Here is a 4,410-nt window from a genome sequence, read left to right as displayed (position 1 = left end):
GCCATAGAAATCCTCACGCTGGCGGCGTTTCTTAAGAGGGTGTGAACGGTTACGGATCAAGTGTTCCAGTCTTTGCTTGCCGACCACTCTCTCAACGCGCGATCAGTAACGTCGCAAAGGGTCTCAGGTGACACGCCCCGCTTCTTCGCGATCCGGCGAAACTCGTCCGCCAAGTATCTCTTGAGAACTCGCTCGATAACCTTCGTCTTGATGGTTTCACCAGGCTGGATCAGCGCATCCAGGCTTGCCGACTCCGCGAATGCGCGGGCGACAGACCTCGGCAACGAGTCGGTCCCAATGCCAGCGCCAGATCCTCCGATGCCCGCAAGCCCGTACTGGGACGAAGCAGTTGGTGATAGCGGTGAATGCCGGTCGGCCGTGGCCGCGATCGTGCGGTACGCCACGCGAAATAGGTCTCTCAGGTTTCCAGGAAGCGGATGACGCGATAGTTCGTCCACTATGGCCCGGTGGGCACCGGCCGGAAGTCGGACGCGGCCACTACCTGCCCTATGTGAGGCTTGTGAAAAAACCGTTTCCCAGAGCCACGGAATCTCTTCAGGAATCTCACGCAGGGGTGGCAGCCGCAACGTGAGCATGCTGATGCGGTCAAGAAAGTCCGGATCCAATCGCTCGCGCAACTTGTCGTGCGTGAGGTTAGTCGCCGAAATCAGTCTGAAGTCGCTCGTCAGTTGTCGATCGTCGCCCAGGCGCATGTAGCTCTTTTCCTCGACGGCCTTGATCAGGAGGCGCTGGAGGTCTCGGCCGATGTCGCCTACTTCGTCGAGAAACAGTGTGTCCTTGTGGGCCACTGCGAGCAGGCCTTCGTGGTCCTTGAGGGCGCCAGTGAAAGAACCACGCTTATAGCCGAACAACTCGGCACGCATCGTTTCTGGGTTGTACTGGCCGCACGCAACCGCCGGCCAATGAGCATCTCGTTCCTCTACGCGGTAGGGACTGTGAGATCGAATCCAGCCAGCCAGAGTTGTCTTGCCCGTGCCTCGCTCACCGAGCAAGAGGACGGGTACATTCAACTGCGCAAATCTACGGGCCTCGTCGAAGATCTGGCGCATCCGCTCCGACTGAAACCGCGCAGGATCCCAGACGACCGCAGCATCTTCTGAGGACATCTCGGCGGGCCGAGCCGAACGGTATGCCTTGTAGTAGCTTTCTATGCCGAGCCAAACGGGAACGATAGCAGGACGACCGTTCCGCTCGTCCTTACGATAGGACTTGACGAGGGAAAACGGGGAATCGATAAACCCAGTTTCGCCCATCAGTATCAAGACCGTTTGCATGGAAGGCGTGCCGGGACTGACGTGGATTACCAATTCTTGGTCGGCGAACCTTCTCCGTACCGTGGGGAGCCTCTCCCTCAGAAACTCGTATATCTGTCCGTGATCGGTGGGATCATCACCGTCCCAGATCTCTTGATGAATGCGCAATCCAGGATCCCTGGCCCTCAGTTCCTCCAACGTCTGACTGACCGCGCGAGATTCGCGTGTCTCCCCCCTTTCTCGCGAAGGTCCGCGGAACAGAACGAAGTCAGAAATGCTTCCGGCGTAAGCTGAGTCCGGATCGAACAACAAGGTCAAAGTGGGGCCAAGAACCGGTGATCCATCGACAAGACGAAAGGCACTACCTGCCCGATCACGCTCGTAGGGATCATTGTTTACGGCTATCCAAGAGATCAGAACTCGACGACGCATGTTATGTGGCTAGCCCACCGGTGGATGCATAGCCCTTGCCTTGGCTTCCAGATGCATGAAATGAGATCCTCCCCCCGTCTTCCCACCCGCGGTACTCGCTGCTGCCCGCGCACCAATGTTCAACAAGGCACGCTCTCGAGCCTACCGCGGCAACTCAGATCCGACTTTCACGCGATTCGTGCACGCCTCGCAGTCAACTGGGGCGAGAGTGTTGGTAGCCCATTCATAAACCGGCGTGACGCCAGATTTCAGGTTGGGCAATGCCGATTGTACAGCAACCACCTGTTCGTCATGCTCGGATTGGTCCGATGGACCAATCCATAGTGACTACCCCTGCCGGCCGTACCAATCTCAAGAGGAGAAGGACGCATTCATGATCATCGGTGAGAATTGGATCCACCAATCCGACGCCGCCGTCGGCTAACAAGCAAATTGCTGACCGCACACAGCCGAGGCGCGAACAGCAGCAGTAGCCGAGATCTGGGCCGACAGCGCACAGAGCGGAGCGGCGGTTTTCGAATCTGTTAGCCACTCTTCGCGCTGGGAAATTTTTCGCTTGAGAAGCCGAATGGCTCTTCTGGGTCCAAACTGCCCCTCCTGCATGTCATGTCTTGCAGACGCGGTTTTGCACTACTGCTAGGCGAAGGCCGTCACGCACCTTTGGGTACGATTTTTTCCGTTGCGTGAGCTGACCGCTTCAAGCTTGAAGTTTGCGAGACGGTAGATGATGCTTCGCGTCGTTCCAAGTGAAGTTAATGGCTTAGCATAGACGATGATCTCGATAGCAAAGATCTCCTCACGCTTGTCAGCAGTCAGAAGATCCCGCAGGCGTTCGCTTTCACGTTCCGGGCGCGGCGATGACTCGAGGCGTAGCCGGTGGTTTGGTCTTTCAACTCTCAATTTCTGGATGGTTTGCGGCGGGCAGGGCGCTCTTCAATGCACCGCCGCCCACAGTGCAACCGCTGCCGCCAGGCACGTAATGCACGACGCCACCACATTCAAGGCCCCGATCCGTCGAGCATCACGCATCGCGCCGGCAACCCGCCCCAGCGCCGCATCGACTTCCCCACGCACCACCCCCGCCGCTTCCCTGGCCCCTTCCTGCATGACCTTCGCCATCGCTCCCTTGCTAGCCATCAGCGACGCATTCAGGATCCTCTCCGACTTGTCCCTGGCATCATTACCCCAGCGCAGCGCCAAGGCTTCCAGTTCTTCCTTGTACTGATCCAGCATGACTTGCTGGGCCTTGGCGCTGTCCTGCAGCAATCGGGTGTTGATCGTTTGCAGGATCAGGATTGGGTCGTCGCGGCTGACGGCGATGCCGTGCTTGGCGGCGATTTCCTTGATCAGTTCTTCGACTAGGTCGGTCATCACAGCACCGCCGCGCTATCCAGTTGGCTGAACAGTTGCGCTTTCACGATCTTGAGGCGCTGCCGCGTCATGATCGTCAGGGAGTCCATCGCCAGGGTCTCGTCGAAGGTCAGGCGTTCCTGCAGCATGTCGCTCAGATCGCGGCCGTAGGTGTCTTCCTTGAGGGCCGGGATCTTGACGATGGCCGACACCCGCGCCTTGTTGGTCGTGTAGGCCTTCATCTGCTCGAAGCTCTTGCCGTCGTGCTCGATCGACCCCCAGAACGGATTGAGCCAGACGACGAACAGGGCTTCGGCCGGGAACTGACTGGCGAGCTGGGCGAAGCCGCTGACCGTGTCGAGGAGGGCCTGGCTGCCCGTGATCACGGTGTGCACGACCATTTCGTGCCCCATCTCCTGCAGCAGCGCCGGCACCTGGTTGCTGATCAGGTAGTGCGTCAGTGGTACGAACGAACTGGCGCCGTTGTCGATGATCACGTCGTCCTTCGACGGAGCAATCAGTTCGACCAGGGTGTCGAAGTTGCGGGTCTGGATCTCGTCGCCCTGCATGATTTCCAGGAGCCGGACGTTCAGCGCCTTGAAGCCGTGGAAGGTGGCGTTCACTGGATCGGTGTCGATGCACAGGGGCTGTTGCCCCTTGCTGACCTTGTACTGCGCAATCACCGTCGCGATGAACGACTTGCCGACGCCGCCCTTGCCTTGCAGAACCATGTGAATCTTCGCCATCAGAGTAGATCCTCCTTCTTCGGTGTTCGGTTGAATGTGAAGCCGGTCGCGGTTGGCTTCTCGGGTTTCCATTCGGCAGGGTTGTTGGCTGACGGCGGGGCCAAGCTCGGGGCCACCTGCCGGGACTGAACGGCCACCGCTGGCGTCGACGCTGCTTCTCCCTTTCCTGGCGGCGACAGGATCAGGCGATTCACGTAGCCGCGAAACGCCTGGTAGCTGAAGGCGACCTTTTCTTCGTCGTGCAGCGTTTCCCAGATCGTCTTGACCGGCCAGCCATCGTCGATGGCTTGCTGGACCTCGCCACGCAGAGCCAGGAAGGCCGCCCGGTTGCGCACATTGCCGGCCGGTTTCTTGCGCGCGATCCGTTCAGCGATGCGCGCCGACAAGCTCTTGGCCATCGACCCCCCGGCGTTGCTGTTGCCGTTGTTCCGTCATTGTTTCGTCCTCACTGCAGCAGGCTTACCTGTTCTCGACCGTTGCTTGATCGTTGCCAGCCCTTTCCTGCCTTTACACAACAAAGGATATAACGAATCAAATGTTACAAGCAAGGGCAGAGACATGCTACCCTTGGCGTATGAAAGGCATATATCGGGGCAGGATAGGTGAAG

The 4,410-nt window shown here is 58.9% G+C and carries 4 protein-coding genes; all 4 read right to left on the bottom strand.

The window, feature by feature from the left end:
* Positions 1-56: 56 nt before the first annotated feature.
* A complete protein-coding gene (locus RKP46_RS10970) occupies positions 57-1,295 on the bottom strand; it encodes a sigma 54-interacting transcriptional regulator (protein WP_311106678.1) in 1,239 nt (412 codons plus the stop codon).
* A 1,344-nt stretch (positions 1,296-2,639) separates the two neighbouring features.
* Entirely contained in the window at positions 2,640-3,077 is a 438-nt protein-coding gene (locus RKP46_RS10965) for a conjugal transfer protein TraM (RefSeq protein WP_311106677.1), read from the bottom strand.
* The gene (locus RKP46_RS10960) at positions 3,077-3,802 is read right to left on the bottom strand and encodes a conjugal transfer protein TraL (RefSeq protein ID WP_311106676.1); all 726 of its coding nucleotides are present in this window, start codon (positions 3,800-3,802) and stop codon (positions 3,077-3,079) included. The genes RKP46_RS10965 and RKP46_RS10960 overlap by 1 nt, the downstream gene beginning before the upstream one ends.
* Complete coding sequence (locus tag RKP46_RS10955) at positions 3,802-4,200, bottom strand: TraK family protein (protein ID WP_311106675.1); 399 nt, start codon at positions 4,198-4,200, stop codon at positions 3,802-3,804. Before RKP46_RS10955 ends, RKP46_RS10960 begins: the two co-directional genes overlap by 1 nt.
* Positions 4,201-4,410 lie beyond the last annotated feature (210 nt).

Source organism: Accumulibacter sp., from assembly GCF_031732815.1.
Classification (GTDB): Bacteria; Pseudomonadota; Gammaproteobacteria; order Burkholderiales; family Rhodocyclaceae; genus Accumulibacter.
Note: the sequence above shows the minus strand (reverse complement) of the source record. Positions and strands in the feature narration are given on the sequence as shown.